We start from the raw sequence: 18267 nt of genomic DNA on the forward strand, positions 1-18267 counted from the left end.
TTCCCCTCTCCCTTTGGGAGAGGGGCGGGGGTGAGGGGTTCCAAGCAGCTCGGAGTTCCCCTCACCCCAACCCTCTCCCGGAGGGAGAGGGGGCTATCAGCAGGCGCTTACAGCGTGCCGTCGGCCGCCATCTGCATGTAGCTCGGATCGAAGCGCAGCTTGACGTTGTTCTTGTCGCCGGTGACCACGCCCTTGGCGAACGCCATGCCGATGGCTTCGGCGCTTTGCGCACCTTCGCCGAGCAGGCCGTGGCTGAAGGAGAACTCCGCCACCTTGGTCATGGTTGCCGGCAGTTTCGGGCTGTTGGCGAAGACCACGGCATCCTTGGCGGAATAGAACATCTTGGTGGCGGCCAGCTGGGCGTCGTAGCCGGCCAGATCGGTGCCGGAAGCCTTGGCCATATGCTCGCGGGCGGCCTTGCCCTTGGCATTGTCGGTTTTCATGATGGTCATGATTTCGTACCAGGCGCCGGTCAGGGCCTTGCCTAGCTCCGGGTTGTCCTTGAGGGTGTCGCTGTTGACCACCATCAGGTCGATGATCTCGCCGGGGATCTGGCTGGAATCAAACACCTTGCTGACTTTCGGTGTGGCTTCGATTTCGGCCAGCAGCGGGTTCCAGGTGGCTACGGCGGTGACGTCATCGGTGGCGAAGGCGGCCACCATGTCGGCGTCAGAGGTGTTGACCACCTTGAGGTCCTTCTCGGTCAGCTTGGCGCGTTCCAGGCCGCGGGCCAGCAGGTAGTGCGACACGGACAGTTCCACCAGATTGACGTTCTGGCCCTTGAGGTCGGCCAGGGTCTTGTTCTCGCCCTTGATCACGATGCCGTCGTTGCCGTTGGAGAAGTCGCCGATGATCAGTGCGGTGCTGTCCACGCCACCGGCCGCCGGGATGGTCAGAGCGTCCATGTTGGTCATGGTGCAGCCGTCGAACTGGCCGGCGCTGTACTGGTTGATCGACTCGACGTAGTCGTTGAGCTGCACCACATCGATATTGATGCCGTACTTCTTCGCCCACTTGTCGACGATGCCCTCGGCCTGGCCGTATTCCCACGGCATCCAGCCGGCGTAGATGGTCCAGCAGACGCTGAAATGGTCTTTCTTCTCGGCGAGGGCCGGCTGGGCGAGCAGGGCGCCGAGGCCGGCGGCGAAGAGCGAAGCGAGCAGGGACTTGCGCATGGTGAACCTCCAGTTCGATGGAATACGGGCAGGAGCAGCGCGGCACATCGCTGGCGAACCAGGTGGCGCGTTCTCCCGGGCTTTTGTCCCGCCGTGTAACCCCGAACGAGGTCGCCAACTCTCGGACCAGTCACCCGTCCCTGTTCGGTGGACGGGCCGGAACCCTAGTCAGCCATTGCTGATTGTGTGCCGCTGCCGGAGCAGGGCTGCTACTGCATGAACAGTGTTTTGCGAACATCGTGCCAGCGTGGCATTTGCCGTGCCGCGTGGCGTTGAGATCGGGGTTGCAGGCTGCCGGCGCACCGGGGTGGTGCGCCGAGAGAGTGTCGGGCTGTCTTGTGGTGCGTTGGCTGGGCCGCCCTAGAGGGATTTATCGTCGGCCATCTGCAGGTAGATCGGATCGAAGCGCAGCAGCACCTTGTCGCGGTTGCCGATCACCCGGCCCTCGCTGAAGCTGATGCCGATGCGGGCCAGGCCGTTGCCTTCGCTGCCGAGCAGTTGGTGGGCATCGGCAAAACCGGCCACGCGGCGCATCAGCTCGGGCATCTTGCTACCGGTGGCGAAGGCCAGGGCATAGCGCGGCGCATAGAACGAACGCAGGGTGTCCAGTTGCTCGTCGAAGTCTTCAGGCGTGGTGCCGGCAGCCGCAGCCATCTTGGCCCGGGCGGCGGCACCTTCGGCGGTTGGCAGGCCCATCAGGCGCTGGGTTTCGAACCAGGCGCCGGTCAGCGCCTTGCCCAGCTCCGGATGGCTGGCCAATACCTGGCTGTTGACCACCATCAGGTCGACGATCTCGCCGGGGATGTAGTGCGAGCTGAACACCTGATCGACCTCGGCCTGGCGCTTGATGTCGGCCAGCAGCGGGTTCCAGGTAATTACCGCATCGCCCTGGCCGCTGACGAAGGCCTTGACGATGTCCTTGTCGGAGACGTTCTGGATCGTCACGTCGCTTTCCTTGAGCAGCGCCCACTCCAGGGCGCGGCTGAGCAGGTAGTGCGACACCGAGTTCTCCACCAGCAGGATGGTCTTGCCCTTGAGATCGCGCAGGCTGCGGTTGGCACCACGGATCAGGATGCCGTCGGCGCCGTCGGAGAAGTCGCCGACGATCAGTGCGGTGCTGTCGACGCCAGCCGCTACCGGGATGGTCAGGGCGTCCATATTGGTCATGGCGCAGCCGGCATATTCGCCGCTGGTGTAACGCTCGATGGAGTTGACGTAGTCCGGCACTTCATCGACCTGGATATCGATGCCGTACTTGTCGCCCCATTTTTTCACGATGCCTTCGCTGGCGGCATAGCCCCAGGGCATCCAGCCGGCGAAGATCGACCAGCACACCTTGAACGAGGGTTTTTCCGCGGCGAAGGCGGTGGGAGCAAGCGAAAAAAGCAGCCCGCTGAACAGGCAGGCAAGTAGGACGCGGGTACGCATGGCGGACCTCCATTGGTCAGTGATCAGGAACACAGGTACCCGGCCGCCGTTGGCCGGTGTTCTCCCGGGCTTTTATCCCGCCGTGTAACCTCGATGGAGGTCGCCGACTCTCGGACCAGTCACCTGCCGGGTGAGGCAGATCGGAACCCTAGTCGGCTATTACGATCATCCTGTAAGACAATCTTTTCCCTGTTTAATCAGGGATTTGCGAGGATCGTGCCAAGACACGTGCGAGCCACGGAAGCGTGATGCGCTTGGCGTTTGCAGTCGGTTGACTGCACTGCGATGGGGAGGCGGGTGGTCTGGCGCGCCGTTGTGGGGCGCTCAGGCCTTGAGCCAGCGCTGACGCAACTGGCTGCTGCAGATGTCCACCAGCAGGACCAGAACCAGCATGGCCAGGATCACCGTGGCGGCTTGGGCTTCCTGAAACAGGCTGAGGCTGACGTAGAGCATCTGTCCCAGGCCACCGGCGCCGACAAACCCGAGCACGCTGGCCATGCGGATGTTGTTCTCCCAGCGGTACAGGCTGTAGGCGAGTAGCTGCGGCAACACGCCTGGCAGGGTGCCGTAGAGGAAGGCGGTCAGGCGCGAGCCGCCGGCCAGGTGAATGGCCTGAGCCGGTTCCGCTGGGGTGTTCTCCAGCGCCTCGGCGAACAGCCGGCCAAGTACGCCGGCGGTGTGCAGGGCCAGCGCCAGGGTGCCGGCGTTGGGGCCGAGGCCGGCGGCGAGCACCATCAGCGCGGCCCACACCAGCTCGGGCACCGCGCGCAGGGCATTGAGCAGCAGGCGGGCCAGGGCTTCGGCGGCACCGCCGAAACGACCGGCCGCCGGCAGGGCCAGCAGCAGGCCGGCGAGGGCGGCGAGCAGGGTGCCGAGGGCCGACATGGCCAGGGTTTCCAGTGCACCACGGGCGATGCTGGCGAGATAGGCGCCGGACAGGTCCGGTTGCAGGAAGCGCACGGCGTACTGGCCCATCTGCCGCAGGCTGTCGGCGCTGAACAGACCGGCCAGGTCCAGTTGCAGGTAGGCAAAGGCGGCGACCACGCCGGCGATGACGGCCAGCAGCAGGCCCAGGTCGAGCAGGCGCTTCATTGCAGCCTCCCGCGCAGCAGCCGGCTGAGGGCATCGGCCAGCAGAACCAGGGCGAGGAAGGTCAGCAGCAGGCTGGCCACTTCGTTGCCGGCAAACATGCGCATCGACAGGTCCATCTGCTGGCCCAGACCGCCGGCGCCGACGAAGCCCATCACCACCGAGGCGCGGATGGCGCATTCCCAGCGGTACACGGTGTACGACAGCAGCTCACCGGCGGCATTGGGCAGCGTGCCGTAGCAGAAGGCCGCCAGGCGCCCGCTGCCGGACAGCAGCAGGGCGCGGGTGGGTTTCTGGTCCACCGACTCGAATATTTCCGCATAGACCTTGCCCAGCATGCCGCTGTAGGTGATGGCGATGGCCAGCACCCCGGCAGTGGGGCCGAGGCCGACGGCGCGGACGAACAGCAGCGCCCAGACGATCTCCGGCACGCTGCGCAGCACGATCAGCAGGCCGCGTACCGGCCAGCGCAGGGCCTGGGCCCAGGGTGCCGGGCGACCGCCGCGCGGCAGCGCCGAGAGTGACAGCGCGCGACTGGCCAGCAGCGCCGCCGGTACCGCGATCAGCAGAGCCAGGGCCATGCCGGCGGTGGCCATGGCCAGGGTCTGCAGGGTGGCGGTCAGCAGCAGGTCGAGAAAGTCGGTGTCATGGGCCGGCGGCCAGAAGGCGCCGACGAACTTGCCCATGGTCGCCAGGTTGTCCGCCTGCCACAGCACGGCCAGGTTCAGCTCGGACAGTGCCAGACCTGGCCACAGCAGGGCCAGAGCCAGCAGCGTAAGCAGCAGGCGCGGCAGGGCGGCGGGGTCGCGGGCGACGGTGCGGTGCGGATTCATCAGCAACGCGGGATGTGCAGGGTGACCGGTGGCGCCACCGGCGAGGCCGGCACGCTGACCTGCAACTGGGCGTTGGCGTACAGCGCCTCGAGGTCGGTCGGGGTCACCGCCTGGCTCGGCTTGTCGAACAGTACGCGACCGTCGCGCAGGCCGATAACGCGCGGAAAGTGCGCCAGGGCCAGGTCCACGGCATGCAGGCTGGCGATCATTGTACTGCCACGCTGTTGCGCTTCCTGGCTGAGGATTTCCAGGGTGTGTCCGGCCAGCACCGGGTCCATGGCCGACACCGGCTCGTCGGCGAGGATCAGCTCGGCGCCCTGGTAGAGCACGCGGGCGATGCCGACGCGCTGCAGCTGGCCACCGGAGAGCTGATCGCAGTGTTCATAAAGCTTGTCGCTGAGGTCGAGGCGGGCCAGGGCTGCACTGGCGGCCTGGCGCTCCTGCGGGTAGATCAGGTTGAGCAGGGCCTTGGCCAGCGACCAGTGGCCGAGGCGACCGGCCAGCACCGCGGTGACCACGCGCTGGCGCGGTGGCAGTGGCGGACTCTGGTGGATCAGGCCGATGCGCCGGCGCAACTGCTGGCGCTGACGCGCGGAGAGCGCCCAGGGCTGCTGGCCGAACAGGCGCAACTCACCGCTGCTGGGTTGCAGGGCGGTGGCCAGAAGGCGCAGCAGGCTGGTTTTGCCGGCCCCTGACGGACCGATGATGGCCACACGCTCGCCCTGGGTAACGGCGAGCGTGAGGTCCGTCAGTGCCGCCTGGCCGTTGGCGTGGGTCAGGCCCACGCCGGACAGGCTAAGGGTCACTTCAGCAGGCCGGCCGCGCGGGCTGCCTCTTCGATGCCCTTGTAGTTCTCAGGCTTGGTCTCGATGAAGCGCGAGGCGGCCTGCAGGTCGAGAATGGCCTTGTGCTCAGGTTTGGCCGGGTCCAGGGCGAGGAAGGCGGCCTTGATCTTGCCGGCCAGTTCCGGGTCGAGGCTGCCGCGCACGGTCCAGTTGTAGTCGTAGTAGGTCGGGGTGGTGGCGAAGACGTGGACCTTCTTGGTGTCCACCTTGCCGGCGGCGACCAGTTTGTCCCACACGCTGGCGTTGAGTACGCCGGCATCGACCTTGCCGGCCTCGACCCAGGCAGCGGTGGCGTCATGGGCGCCGGAGAAGGCTACGCGGCTGAAGTAGGTTTCCGGAACGATCTTGTCCTGCTGCATGAAGTAGCGCGGCATCAGGCTGCCGGAGGTGGACGATACCGAGCCGAAGGCGAAGGTCTTGCCCTTGAGGTCGGCCAGGGATTTGACCGCCGGGTCGCTGGAGATGAACTTGCTGGTGAACACCGCATCCTGTTCGCGCTGGACCAGCGGGATGGCGTTGCCGGTCTTCAGGCGGGTCTGCACGAAGGTGAAGCCGCCCAGCCAGGCCAGGTCGATGCGGTCAGCGGCGATGGCCTCGACTACGGCCGGGTAGTCGGCCACCGGCATGAACTCGACCTTCATGCCCAGTTGCTGTTCCAGGTAGGCGCCCAGCGGCTTGAACTTGCGCAGCAGTTCGGTCGGCGCTTCGTCCGGAATGGCGGTGACTTTCAGTACTTCAGTGGCGAGTACGTCGGCGGCCTGGGCCACGACGGCGGAAAAGGACAGAGCAAGGCCGGCGGCCAGCGTCAGAGTGCGCTTGAGCATGATGGGAAGTTCTCCGGTTCAATAGCGGAAAAAATCGACGAAGAAGCGGGGCCGATCGGCATTGCCACGGCATGTGCTTCTGCAGCGAGGGTAAAGAGCGGCCGGCATTATAGAGGGTTAAGCCGGGCACGGGCAGTTGTGGCGCAAAAACAAACGGGGCCTGCATGGCAGGCCCCGGTCGGCTTTGGGATCAGATCGCCTCGGTCAGTGCGGCGGGGTGTAGTTGTTGAGCGAGATGACGCGGGTCTTGCCGATGCGGTGGCGGTAGATCTCGCGCAGGTACTTGATGGCCTTTTTCACGCTCTCGCGGGACAGGCGGATGTCGTTGATCGAGACGAACTTGTCGCGGTCATTGACCAGCTCGCGGTACTTCTTCTCGTACATCGGCTTGATGGCAAACCAGTTGGTGTCGAGGATCTTCGCCGGGTTTTCGTGCTCGTTGAGCATGGCGTCGATGCGCGCCTCGTCGAATTCCTCGGCAACGATCAGTTCCAGCAGAGCGTTGTCCAGACTCTCATCGTAGCGGTGCGGTTCGCGGGCGAAGCAGCGCTTGATGAAGGCGACGATCAGGGTGAGGAAGTCATCCGACAGGCATGGGCTCTTCACCACCAAGGTGGTCAGCGACAGGTTGGCCGAGGCACCGATCACCAGGGCGTAGCGCTTGAGGGTGGTGTTGGGGAACAGGTTGTTGAGGTGGCTCTTGAGGCGGTTGAGGTCCATGTAGGACAGCTTGTAGTCCTTGGGCAGCGAGACGATGGACACCACCGAAGAACAGTTCTTGAAGAAATGCATGTCGCTCAGGGCGCTGGCGTCGAAACCGGACTTCTTGTAGTTGTCCAGCGCTTCGCGGTAGCGCTTGGCCTCGATCGGCAGCAGGCTGATGCCCTCGATGGCCTGGGTCGCCTTGTTGAAGTGCGGCAGGTCGATGGAGCGGAAGAACAGGTCGTCGATGTTGAGCTTGGGCGGCTCCTTGTCGAATACCTTGAACTTCTCGGTGGGCGTTACCGGCGTCTGCTCGGCCACCACCGACTCGGCGTAGGCGACCGCCACGGGACCTGCCAGGCTCATGAACAGGTCATTGGCATCGAGGCGGATGGTCTCGCCGATATCGATGCCGGCGCGGCGGAAGTAGTTCTGGTCGTAGTCGGTGGTCACCGCCTGGGCCGTGAGGATGTTGAAGATCTGCTGCGAGATGTACTGGTTGGCATGACGCTCCATGGCGTTCACGTCGATGTTCTGCACATTGCCGCCGTCGCTTTCCTCGGCGTAGCGCATGATGTCGTTTGAGATCAACATCATCGCGTTCCACGGGCGGATGCGGCGCATCACGCTCTCTTCGCCAGTCTCCTCGCTGTCGAAGTTGTAGGAGAAGTCCCACTCCTCGGCGAGGTACTTGCAGAGCAGGCGGCCGGCGTTGATATGCAGGGCTTCCGACATTTCTATCCGCTGATCGGAGATGCTCGGCAGGATGCACATGCCGCTGGTGAAGATCGGCTCGAAGACGAACGAGTGGTTGTCTTCCTCTTCGTTCTCCTTGGTCTCGAAGGTCTTGCTCATGTAGGAGAACTGTTGGGCCAGGCCGAACTCCGAGGCCATGCCCGAGCCGGTGCCGCCGCCGGCGCTGAATATGTAGAAGTACAGGCGTGACTGGTTGGCCTTGATCCCGCAGGAGTCGATCAGGTAGCTGTGGATGAACTTCCAGTCGGCGTTGGAGAAGCGCTGGGTGTCCTTGTTGAGGATGATCTTGGCCAGGTACTGGCCGAGGATCGGCGCGTTACCGGCGCCACCGGCATGCACCTCGGAGAGGTCCATGATCTTCATCTTGCTGTAGTCGCTGAGGAAACCGTTGCTCTCGGCCTTGCGCGAGAAGCGGATGCGCCCCTCGATGTCCTTGTCCAGATCGCCGAGCATCACCAGCGGCTCGATCAGGAACACCGGCTTGGCACCACGCCCGCCGGATAGCCGCAGGTTGTTGCGAATCCAGCTGGTGGGGCGCTGTTCGGCCTTGTCCTTGCTGACGTTGCTGAACTCGTTGAGGTAGAACTTGCGCGCGTTGTACACCAGCGAGGCAACGTCCAGGGCGATGTTCGAGCCGCAGCGGCCCAGACCGATGAGACACACCGAGGGGAAGTGCTGGCTGTTGCGCGGCTCGCCCGCTTCGTCACCGTGCAGACGGGGGAACACCCGGTCGCGCAGACCGTCGAGATTTTCCAGAATGCGGTCGATATCGCGCTCGGTGAAGTACAGGTATTGCTCGCCGCCAGGCAACAGACCGGGTGGTATGCCGCTGGCATCTTCTGCGGCCTCGACCGGAGCGGTGATGATGCGCGGCTCGGAAACCGTGGAATCGCTATTTTTATTTTTCTTCATGGTCGACAGTCCGTGTGTACAGGCAGAAATTGGAGCAGACGTACCACAATGCTCCTTAGCAACTGACTATAAACGGACTAGTGGCATTCTGCCGGTAACCCATCACTCTTTTTGCCTGCCGCCGTGGGGCGGGCGGTTTGCTAGAATCGCCGCCCTGTTTTCCGTTATTGCCGAGAAAGTGCGATGAGCGAGCCGATCCGCCTGACCCAGTACAGCCACGGCGCTGGTTGTGGCTGCAAGATTTCCCCCAAGGTGCTGGAAGTGATCCTCGCCGGCAGCGGCGCGCAGAATCTCGATCCAAAGCTCTGGGTCGGCAACGCCTCGCGTGACGATGCGGCGGTCTATGCCCTGGACGACGAGCGCGGGGTGGTTTCGACTACCGACTTCTTCATGCCTATCGTCGACGATCCCTATGATTTCGGGCGGATTGCCGCCACCAACGCGATCAGCGATATCTACGCCATGGGCGGCGATCCGCTGATGGCCATCGCCATCCTCGGCTGGCCAGTCAATGTGCTGGCGCCGGAAGTGGCCCGCGAGGTGATTCGTGGTGGCCGCGCGGTGTGCGATGCCGCCGGTATCCCGCTGGCCGGCGGCCACTCGATCGATGCCCCGGAGCCGATCTTCGGCCTGGCGGTGACCGGTGTGGTTGAGAAGAAGCACATGAAACGCAACGACACCGCCACGGCCGGCTGCCGGCTGTACCTGACCAAGCCGCTGGGCATCGGCATCCTCACCACCGCCGAGAAGAAGGCCAAGCTGCGTGCCGAGGATATCGGTCTGGCGCGTGACTGGATGTGCACCCTGAACAAGCCGGGCGCGCGCTTCGGCAAGCTGGCCGGAGTCACGGCGATGACGGATGTCACTGGCTTCGGCCTGCTTGGCCACCTAGTGGAGATGGCCGACGGTGCCAATCTCACCGCCCAGCTGGACTACGCTGCCGTGCCGCGCCTGCCGGGCGTCGATTACTACCTGGCCGAGGGCTGTGTGCCGGGTGGCACCCTGCGTAACTTCGACAGCTACGGCGATAAGATCGCGCCGATTTCCGAGGAGCAGCGCAACCTGCTCTGCGATCCGCAGACCAGCGGCGGCCTGCTGATTGCCGTGACGCTGGAGGGCGAGGCCGAGTTCCTCAGTGTCGCCGCCGAGCTGGGCCTGAGCCTTGCGCCCATCGGTCAGCTGGCTGCACGACAGAGCCACGCGGTAGAGGTGCTGTGATGCGCGACAACAGCAGCAACTACCGCGAGATTTTCCTCAACGATATCCCGCTGATGGACATGCGCGCCCCGGTGGAATTCCACAAGGGCGCCTTCCCCGGTGTGGTCAACCTGCCGCTGATGACCGATATCGAGCGGCAGAAGGTCGGTACCTGCTACAAGCAGAAGGGGCAGCAGGCGGCCATCGAGCTGGGCCATCAACTGGTCGGCGGCCAGATCAAGGCCCAGCGGGTCGAGGCCTGGGCGGCCTTTGCCAGGGCCAACCCCAACGGCTACCTGTACTGCTTTCGTGGCGGCCTGCGCTCGCAGATCGTCCAGCAGTGGCTGGCCGAGGCCGGCATCGACTACCCACGGGTGCTCGGCGGCTACAAGGCCATGCGGACCTTCCTGATCGAGACCACCCAGCAGGCGGTGGCCGAGTGCGATTTTGTGATCGTCGGCGGCATGACCGGCACCGGCAAGACAGAGGTAATCGCGCAACTGGGCAACAGCCTGGACCTGGAAGGCCATGCCAACCACCGCGGCTCCAGCTTCGGCAAGCGCGCCACCGGCCAGCCGGGGCAGATCGATTTCGAGAACCGCCTGGCCATCGATATCCTCAAGCAGCGCAATGCCGGCACCGAGCAGTTCGTGCTGGAGGACGAAAGCCGTCTTGTCGGCAGCTGTTCCCTGCCGCTGGAGCTGTATCAGGGCATGCAGCACTTCCCGCTGGTGTGGCTGGAGGACAGCTTCGAGGGTCGCGCCCGGCGCATTCTCGGCGACTATGTGATCGGCCTAGCCAGCGAGTTTCGTCAGGTCCACGGTGAGGAAGAGGGTTTTGCCCTGTTCGCCGCACGCCTGTTGCAGAGCCTCGACAACATTCTCAAACGCCTCGGCGGTGAGCGCCATGCACGGTTGCGCGCGATCATGCAGGCGGCGCTGGCCGAGCAGGAGCGCAGTGGCGAGGTGAGCCTGCACCTGGGCTGGATCGAGGGGCTGCTGAGCGAGTACTACGACCCGATGTATGCCTTCCAGCGCGAGAGCAAGGGCGAGCGCATCGAGTTTTGCGGCGATCAGAAGGCGGTGCTGGAGTACCTGCGCCAGCGCAATCGCCGCGGCTGATTCGAACGCAAAAATTATTCTATGGCGCTGCGGAGCTTTTTCCGCGGCGCACACTCCAATCGAGCATGGGAGTGCATCTCCCGGATGCCGGCAGTCGCCGGCGTCGTCCCCAGCGGTCGCAGGAGGCCGCCATGCTCAGTCGATTATCCCAATCCGCTTTGCTGTGTCTGAGTTTGTCCCTGTCTGGTTGTGTAATGTCCGAGTGGGACCAGCGCGGTTATCCGCAGCCCCGCTATGACGGTTATGGCTACCGGCAGCCGGGCTATCCCGTTGAGCGTTACCCCGCGACGCGTTATCACCAGCAGCCCGTGGTGGAGTACCGCTACTACCGGCAGCCGGCGCCGGTAGTGATCTACCGTCAGGAGCCCCGCCACCCTTACCGCTCCGAGCATCACCGGGAGTATCGCCAGGCCACGCCGGGCTATTGGGCGGCACCTGTCTGGGGCGGCCAGTATGTGCGCGAGCAGGAGCGGCGCTACCGTGAGCAGAGGCAGTGGCGAGAGCATCATGATCATCACCGTGACCGTGACCGTGACCGGGGGCGTGGCTGGGAGATCCGCCATTACTGATCCGCAGTTGCCCGACCAAAGTGAGGAACGTGGTGAGGCGTGAAGTCAGGCAGACTGTCATGGTCTTCCCACTCTCTAGGAGTACTGCATGGCCCTGCTGAACTTCGCCAAAGGCGCGCTGACCGCGTTCTGGCTGCTCGCGATTCTCAACCTGTTCTACCCGCTGGGCGAAGCCTGGTACTGGCCGGTCAATCTGATCGCCGGCGCTACCCTGCTGGCCCATGTCGGCGAGGTGGCGCTGTTCAACAAGCGGCTCAGCCAGCGCCCGCAGCCCTGGCTGGACCGTGTGCAGGTACTGCTGTTCGGCATTCTGCATATGCGTGGTTTGCGCCAGGCTTGATTGCTCTGAATCCGACGGTTTAATCGGCGGTGGTGATTGCTTTTTGCCACGTGCCCGACGCACCATCGACAGCACAGCGGCGCCGCCTTGCTTGGAGCAGCGGCGCCGTTTTCGTCTGCTCGCTGGGGAAACCGCCGCTTGCTTGCCCGCCTGATCCATCGCCCTCGCCGCTGGCGCCGCACGACCCTGGTCCTGCTGCCGCTGCTGGCTGCCTTGCTGCTGATCGGCAGCCTGGAGGCAGACTGGGATTTCGGCCGCATCACCAAGCTCGCTGAGAAACGCTACGGCCCCCTGGGCAGCGCGCGCTTTCGCCTGAATGACTGGCAAGAACTGTTGCGTGTCGAGGCCGATGCGCCGGTGGGTGACAAGCTGCAGGCGGTCAATCTGTTCTTCAACCGCAACCTGCGCTTTCGCGACGATATCGCACTGTGGAAGACCAAGGACTACTGGGCCACGCCCGTCGAAGCCCTGCACAAGGGGGCGGGGGATTGCGAAGACTACGCCATCGCCAAGTACTTCACTCTGCGCAAGCTCGGGGTGCCCAGCGATAAGCTGCGCATCACTTACGTCAAGGCCGTGCGCCTGAAACAGGCGCACATGGTGCTGACCTATTACCCCACGCCCAATGCCATACCGCTGGTGCTGGACAACCTGATCGACGGCATCGTCAGCGCCGACAAGCGCAATGATCTGGTGCCGGTGTATGCCTTCAATGCCGAAGGCATGTGGCTGCCGGGCGCCGGTGGCAACAAGCGGGTTGGCGACAGCAAGCGCCTCTCGCGTTGGGTCGATCTGACCAAGAAAATGCAAGCAGAAGGCTTTCCGGCCGAGTCGGCCCAGTAGGAGTTTCCATGTCCCTGTTCAAGCAACTGTTCATCGCCATCTGCCTGCTGATGCTGGTGAATTTCACCGGCAGCTTTCTGGTCGGGCTGGAGAGCTCGCGTGAGCAGCAGGTCAACCAGCTGCGCTCCCACGCACAGGATGCCGCGACCGCGCTGGGCCTGTCGCTGACGCCGCATGTCAAAGACCAGCCGATGATGGAGCTGATGGTCAGCTCCATCTTCGATAGCGGCTACTTCGAGAGCATCCGGGTGATGGACCCGGTCAGCGGCGAGGTGCTGGTGGAAAGTAGCGGCATTCCGGTGACCAGCGAGGCGCCGCAGTGGTTCGCAGAACTGGTGCGCCTGCAGCCTGCGGTGGCGGACGCCATCATCAGTGATGGCTGGCGCCAGGCCGCGCGGGTCGAGGTGGTCAGTCACCCGCTGTTTGCCATCGACAAGCTGTGGAAGAGCGCCCTGGGCAGTCTGCTCTGGCTGTCGCTGTGCGGCTTGCTCAGCATCTGCCTCGGCGTGCTGCTGCTCAAGCGTCAGCTGCGCCCGCTGGACTACATGGTCGCGCAGTCCAATGCCATCGCCCGGCGCGAGTTTCTCAGCCTGCCCGATCTGCCCAAGACACCGGAGTTCCGCCGCGTGGTGGCGGCGATGAACCAGATGGTGGAGAAGCTCAAGGCGCTGTTCGCCGAGGAGGCGGCGCGCAGCGAGAAGCTGCGTGCAGAGGCTTATCAGGACAGCCTGACCGGGCTTGCCAACCGCCGCTATTTCGACCTGCAGCTGCAGGCCCGCCTGCACGAAGAGGAGCACGCCTGTTCCGGCCTGCTGCTGCTGCTGCGCATCAATGACCTGGGTGGCCTGAACCAGCGTCTGGGCGGTCAGCGCACCGACCAGTTGATCAAGAGCGTGGCGCAGTTGCTCAAGCAGCAGCTGTCCAGCACGGGCGAGCGTGGCTGCGTGCTGGCGCGCAACCGCGGTGGCGAGTTTGCCCTGCTGGCGCCCGGGGTGGATCGCGAGGAAGCCGAGCAACTGGCGGAGAACCTGCTCAGCGCCCTGGCCAGCCTGCAGGCCACCGGCGCCTCGGATGTGCAGCCGCTGGCGCACCTGGGCCTGACCCTGTTCCAGCCGGGCGACCATGCCGCGCAACTGTTCCAGCTCGCCGACGAGGCACTCGCCACCGCTGGCAGCCAGCCCCTGCAGGCCTGGGCCTGTGCCGAGGGGCAGGTGCAGGTGGCGCAGAGTGACGAGCGCAAGGAGTGGTATCAGCTGCTCGACGAGGCGCTCACGCAGCAGCGCTTCCAGTTGTTCAGCCAGCCGGTGGTCAGTGCCGCCGACGGCCGCACTGTCATTCATCACAAGGTACTGGCGCGTTTGCTCGACCGCGATGGCACGGCGCTGGCGGCCGGGCGCTTCCTGCCGTGGCTGGAGCGTTTCGGCTGGAGCGCGCGGCTCGACCTGGTGATGCTCGATTTGCTGCTCAAGCAGATGGCCAGTCATGCCGCGCCGATGGCCCTCAGCCTGTCCGGCGCCAGCCTGCGCGATCCGCAGGTACAGGCACAGTTGCTGGCGCGTTTGCGGCAGCAACCGCAGCTGGCTGGGCGCCTGACCCTGGAGCTGGACGAAGATCAGTTGCCGGAGCAGAGCGTTCTGGAAAGTCTCACCCAGCAGCTGCGCGAGCTGGGTTTCGACCTGGCGCTGCAGCACTTCGGTGGTCGCTTCAGCATGATCGGCAACCTGGCTCGCCTGGGCCTGGCCTACCTCAAGGTGGACGGCAGCTACCTGCGTGCCATCGACGAGGAAAACGACAAGCGCCTGTTCATCGAGGCCATGCAGCGCGCAGCCAACAGCATCGACCTGCCGCTGATCGGCGAGCGCGTGGAAACAGCCGGCGAATGGCAGGTACTCAAGGACCTGGGGATCAGTGGCGTGCAGGGTCGCCTGTTTGGCGAGCCGGCTCTCTGGCAGTAAGGCGGTTCTAAGTGGTGGGCGGCATCAGATGATGCCGCTTTCCTCGTCGTTGATCAGGCGGCTCAGTCCGCCCAGGGATTCCCGCGCCTGGGAGCGGGTCAGCAGCTTGGCCTGCGCTGCCGGCGGCAGGTCGGTGATGCGGATGACGCCCTTGATGATCAGCAGATGCACCAGGTCGTCCACCACACGGATCATGTCGAGGTCGCTCTGTTTGAGCTGCAGCAGGCTCGACTCGACATCCTGATTGGCAAACCAGGCCTGAATCTCGTGCGCCTCGGCCGTGAGTGTCTCGCTCATACCCTCGAACGGTGCAACCTCGACCCGCTGCAGATGCCCGCTGGCATCACGCTGCACATAGAACATCGCCATCATCCTTCCCCTGCGGCCTGCCCGAACGGGCAGGCACCGCTGATTAGCTTAGCTGTGATCGATTTTCACGACATTGGATGCAACGAGCGAGTTGATGATGTCGCTGGAGGTCGTGCCAAAGCTACTCAGGTCCGCAGCAGCTCCAGAGCCGTTCTCCAGTTTGATCGTCATGTCGGCGCCATTGCTGCCAAGTTGGCCATTGATATTGATCTGCAATGTCGATGTGACCGTATCGATACTCAGGTAGTTGAGAATGTTGCCATCGTTCTCGCCGATCAACAGTGCGGAAAGATCAAGGGTATCGCCGCTCGCCGGAGTGGCCTTGTTAGGCGAGAAGTCGAGTACCCGGTCATTGCCGGTGTTACCCGATTGCCAAAGGAACAGGTCCGCTCCGCTGCCGCCGGTCAGGTAGTCGTTACCAGTGCCGCCGATGAGGGTGTCATTACCCGTGCCGCCGTCCAGACCGTCGTTACCAGCACCGCCGAGGATGATGTCATTGCCGGCGCCACCCAGCAGGGAAGCGGCATTGGAGGTGCCAATATCGTTGCCGGCGCCACCGTCGAGGTAATCATTGTCATCTCCGCCCGACAGGCTATCGACCCCAGCTCCGCCCAGCAGCATGTCATTGCCCGTACCACCACTCAGGCTGTCATCGCCATCGCCGCCTTCGACGCGGTCGGCACCGTCGCCGCCGCTCAGCGTGTCATTACCAGCGTTGCCCAGCAGTACATCGTTACCAGCGTCGCCGTTGAGGGTGTTGTTGGTACCGTCACCGACCATGATGTCATTACCCGTACCGCCAGAGCGGGTAGTGGTATTGGTGATGCTCATGTAGTCATCAGCGTTTGTGCCGGTTTGGTTGGTTCGCGTGGTTGTGCTGACATCCTCATACAACGTCACGGACTGCGTGGTCGTGGCTGTGGCTCCATTGGCCTCGGTCGAGGTCGCGGTGATCGTGAGTGTCGCGGTGGTGTCTGCGACATTGCTGGGAATACTCAGCGTCAGATTGGCCAGCGTCCAGCCGGTGACGGCTGTGCTGGTTGCGCTGGCGCTTGCCGTGAAACTGTTGACTCCGTCGCTCAGGGTCACGCCCACGGGCAGCCCGCTGATAATGAGTGCAAGTGTTTCCGAGTTGTCGGCCAGCGCAGCAATAATCGGGAAGCCGAGCGTGTTGTACGTCGTGGTGCTTGCCCGTGTTGTCGCGGTGAGGGTCGCGGGGGCCAGCACCAGCGGGGCATCGGCCATCGGAGTGACACTCACCGTCATAGCTTGTGTGCTGCTGGCCGTCGACGGATTGGCGTTCTCGGTTGATGTCGCCGTGATGCTCAGGTTGAAGCTTCCGGAGAAGTTCAGCGGCGGCTTGATATAGAGATTGCTCAGGTTCCAGCCGGTGACTGTGGCCGATGTGGCACCCGCCGTAGCGGTGAAGGAGTTGGTTCCGTCGGTCAGCATGGCCCCGACAGGAATGCTGCCCACCGTAACGACCAGACTTTCCGACCCATCGTTATCGACCAGTGCCGTATTGATGTTCTGCAGGCGAATCAGGCTGTCTTCATTGCCATTGTTCAGGGTTGCCGGGTAGTAACCTCCACCAGCGTTGCTGACGAAGGCACCATGCTGGAAGTTACTGCTGTCCACCGCAGTGATATCGGTAAACAGGGGCAGGCTGTTCAGCGGTTGTGCCGTTGCTCCGTTGACACTCACATCTAGGGCAATTGCGCCCGCCCCCGTGCTATTGGCGGCATACAGTTCAAAACTGAAATAGCCGCTCTGAGTCGCTGTGTAGGTCCAAGTGACATTGCCGTAGCTGTCGTAGTTGCTGCTATCGACGACGGTACCGCCAATTTCAAACTGAGAAGTGTCGTCTCGGTATCCCGTGAAGGTGTAAGTCTTGCCTGCTTCGAGGAAGATCAGGCCCGTCACGCTGACGCCATCACCGGTGTTCAGCTCGAACTGGTCGTTGCTTGTATTTCCTTCAGTGTAAAGGTCCAGATCCCCAATCACTTGCGAGTTGGTAGCCGTCATGCCGGCCATGATGCCTTCAAGGTTGGCGGCGGTGCGTTCAGTGGTACCGGAGCCAGCTCCAATCACATCGTCAAAATACTTCAGGGTCAAACCACGGCCATTGGCTGTACTGCCGCTGGCTGTCGGATAAAGCACGGGGTCTGTGCCGCCTAGAGTCAGACTCGGCGCATCGGCTACCGCGTTGACCGCAACGGTCAGGGCCTGCGTGCTGGTGGCAGTGCTGCTGCCATCGGTGCTGCTGACCGATACGTTGAGCGTAAAGTCGATATCACTGTGTGCCGGCGGAGTAATGCTCAGCCCGGTCAGTTGCGATGCGCTCAATGTGATGCTGCCGCCAGTGAAGGTCAGCGCGCCACTGGCGTTGCTCAAGCTGGCACCCGCCGGGATGCCTGAAATCGTCACGGAAGACAGTGTTTCACTGGCATCGGTCAGCGCTGCGCTGATCGAAAGCGCAATGGCGCTGTCTTCGTTGCCGCTGGCGTTGCTGACCAGCAGGTTCGGGGCATCGGCAACGCCGGCAATCAGGATCTGAGTGCTGGCGTCAGCCGTGAGAGCACCGCCAATCCCGGTATTTCCCTGATCGTCCAGCTTGATGTTCAGGTTGACCGTGCCGCTGGCGTTGCTGGCGCTGGTGTAGTTGACACCGGCGGCGGCGATAAAGGCATTCAGGGCCGAGATGCTGCCCACCAGCGTCAGACTGCTGGTGCCAGAACCGATCACACTCACACCGGCAATGCCGGCGGCCTGCAGGGTGCCGGCGCTAACCGACAGCGTGGCCGAAACCGAGGCACTGCCAGCGTCGACGTCGGAGAAGGTGATGCCGGTAAGAGCCTGGCTGACGTCTTCGCTGGCGTTGATCGAAGCAGGAACGCTGATGGTCGGGGCATCGTTGCTGGCGGTGATGGACGGTGTCGCACTGTCGCTACCGCTCAGAGCCGGACTGCCATTGTCCGTCACCACCAGGCTGACTGCCGGCAGACTGCCCCCTGCATTGACGTAGGCGGCACCGGAAGCTGTCAGTTCGACTCGTCCATTGGCCAGTACGTAATAACCATCAACGTTGGAGCCTGCGGCGAAGGCGATGCTCAGGCTGCCGTTCTCCTCATCGGCTGTGGTGTAGGTCGCGGCTACGGTACCAGCGACAGCGCTGTTTTCGATGATCGTCTGGGCGGTGACATCGATGCTTGGCGCGTCGTTGACGTCGCTGGTGACCGGCACGTTGACGCTGCCGGCAACCGGGGTGGTGCCGTCGGTGACGGTGACTTCAACCGGCGGCAGGTCGCC

The 18267-nt window shown here is 63.7% G+C and carries 15 protein-coding genes and 2 riboswitches; of the genes, 6 read left to right on the plus strand and 9 right to left on the minus strand.

Features of this window, described 5'->3' with window-relative positions:
- Positions 1-107: 107 nt before the first annotated feature.
- The 7 genes from HNP49_RS17425 to HNP49_RS17455 all read right to left on the minus strand — a co-directional run bounded on the left by HNP49_RS17425 (position 108) and on the right by HNP49_RS17455 (position 8564).
- Positions 108-1175, minus strand: a complete 1068-nt coding sequence (locus HNP49_RS17425) for a putative urea ABC transporter substrate-binding protein (RefSeq protein ID WP_184685395.1) — start codon at positions 1173-1175, stop codon at positions 108-110.
- 70 nt (positions 1176-1245) lie between these two features.
- Positions 1246-1354: riboswitch (guanidine-I (ykkC/yxkD leader) on the minus strand.
- A 181-nt stretch (positions 1355-1535) separates the two neighbouring features.
- Positions 1536-2603 (minus strand): putative urea ABC transporter substrate-binding protein, encoded by a 1068-nt coding sequence (locus tag HNP49_RS17430; RefSeq protein ID WP_184685397.1) that lies wholly within the window; start codon positions 2601-2603, stop codon positions 1536-1538.
- Between the two features lie 59 nt (positions 2604-2662).
- Positions 2663-2766: riboswitch (guanidine-I (ykkC/yxkD leader) on the minus strand.
- Between the two features lie 161 nt (positions 2767-2927).
- The gene (gene phnE / locus HNP49_RS17435; RefSeq protein WP_184685399.1) at positions 2928-3695 is read right to left on the minus strand and encodes a phosphonate ABC transporter, permease protein PhnE; all 768 of its coding nucleotides are present in this window, start codon (positions 3693-3695) and stop codon (positions 2928-2930) included.
- Entirely contained in the window at positions 3692-4525 is an 834-nt protein-coding gene (locus HNP49_RS17440; RefSeq protein ID WP_184685401.1) for an ABC transporter permease, read from the minus strand. The genes phnE and HNP49_RS17440 overlap by 4 nt, the downstream gene beginning before the upstream one ends.
- Entirely contained in the window at positions 4525-5331 is an 807-nt protein-coding gene (locus tag HNP49_RS17445; protein WP_184685404.1) for a phosphonate ABC transporter ATP-binding protein, read from the minus strand. Before HNP49_RS17445 ends, HNP49_RS17440 begins: the two co-directional genes overlap by 1 nt.
- A complete protein-coding gene (locus HNP49_RS17450) occupies positions 5328-6194 on the minus strand; it encodes a putative selenate ABC transporter substrate-binding protein (protein WP_184685405.1) in 867 nt (288 codons plus the stop codon). The genes HNP49_RS17445 and HNP49_RS17450 overlap by 4 nt, the downstream gene beginning before the upstream one ends.
- A gap of 204 nt (positions 6195-6398) precedes the next feature.
- On the minus strand, positions 6399-8564 hold the full coding sequence (locus tag HNP49_RS17455) for a hypothetical protein (protein ID WP_260407242.1): 2166 nt from the start codon (positions 8562-8564) through the stop codon (positions 6399-6401).
- Positions 8565-8747: 183 nt separating this feature from the next.
- Between HNP49_RS17455 and selD the strand changes: the two genes are divergently transcribed.
- From selD to lapD, 6 genes are all read left to right on the plus strand, one after another.
- Positions 8748-9782, plus strand: a complete 1035-nt coding sequence (gene selD / locus HNP49_RS17460; protein WP_184685407.1) for a selenide, water dikinase SelD — start codon at positions 8748-8750, stop codon at positions 9780-9782.
- Complete coding sequence (mnmH, locus tag HNP49_RS17465; RefSeq protein ID WP_184685408.1) at positions 9782-10882, plus strand: tRNA 2-selenouridine(34) synthase MnmH; 1101 nt, start codon at positions 9782-9784, stop codon at positions 10880-10882. Before selD ends, mnmH begins: the two co-directional genes overlap by 1 nt.
- A 194-nt stretch (positions 10883-11076) precedes the next feature.
- Entirely contained in the window at positions 11077-11451 is a 375-nt protein-coding gene (locus HNP49_RS17470) for a hypothetical protein (RefSeq protein WP_184685410.1), read from the plus strand.
- Between the two features lie 88 nt (positions 11452-11539).
- Complete coding sequence (locus HNP49_RS17475) at positions 11540-11791, plus strand: DUF1145 domain-containing protein (RefSeq protein WP_184685412.1); 252 nt, start codon at positions 11540-11542, stop codon at positions 11789-11791.
- A 138-nt stretch (positions 11792-11929) separates the two neighbouring features.
- Entirely contained in the window at positions 11930-12634 is a 705-nt protein-coding gene (lapG, locus tag HNP49_RS17480; protein WP_409372564.1) for a cysteine protease LapG, read from the plus strand.
- An 8-nt stretch (positions 12635-12642) separates the two neighbouring features.
- Positions 12643-14589 (plus strand): cyclic di-GMP receptor LapD, encoded by a 1947-nt coding sequence (gene lapD / locus HNP49_RS17485; RefSeq protein WP_184685414.1) that lies wholly within the window; start codon positions 12643-12645, stop codon positions 14587-14589.
- A 24-nt stretch (positions 14590-14613) separates the two neighbouring features.
- Here the strand turns inward: lapD and HNP49_RS17490 are convergent, their stop codons facing one another.
- Positions 14614-14952, minus strand: coding sequence for a tryptophan synthase subunit beta (locus HNP49_RS17490; protein WP_184685416.1), 339 nt, complete (start codon positions 14950-14952; stop codon positions 14614-14616).
- Positions 14953-15006: 54 nt separating this feature from the next.
- The coding region (locus HNP49_RS17495; protein ID WP_184685417.1) for an S-layer family protein at positions 15007-18267 on the minus strand (3261 nt) is incomplete at its 5' end.

It is taken from the genome of Pseudomonas fluvialis (genome assembly GCF_014207935.1).
Lineage (GTDB): Bacteria > Pseudomonadota > Gammaproteobacteria > Pseudomonadales > Pseudomonadaceae > Aquipseudomonas > Aquipseudomonas fluvialis_A.